Here is a 271-nt window from a genome sequence, read left to right as displayed (position 1 = left end):
GCCTACGACCGTCACTACACCCCAAGCCCCAAGAGCTGCTGTTCCACCAACTAGACCACCAAATCCCATCCTCATTGAGGTAATACAACCGGTGGAGAACTTTTCATACTGTCGAAGTGTAGGATAAATATTTGTACCGGCTTTGGATTTTAATACCTTTTCAACAGGCTTCAGTGTTTTGTTCAGTTGCTGTAATATATTACCAGTAGCAGATAAGATTTGTTTAGTGCGATTTTCAATTGAAATCAAACTGTCTAGAGTTGGTTTATAC

At 40.6% G+C, this 271-nt stretch carries 1 pseudogene; it reads right to left on the bottom strand.

The features are described from left to right. A pseudogene (locus AAEZ02_RS22570) lies at positions 1-271 on the bottom strand (hypothetical protein); the annotation flags it as partial.

It is taken from the genome of Shewanella sp. T24-MNA-CIBAN-0130 (assembly GCF_040310185.1).
In the GTDB taxonomy this organism is placed as follows: domain Bacteria; phylum Pseudomonadota; class Gammaproteobacteria; order Enterobacterales; family Shewanellaceae; genus Shewanella; species Shewanella psychromarinicola.
The sequence above is the reverse complement of the archived record's forward strand: the minus strand, read 5'-3'. Positions and strand labels throughout refer to the sequence as shown.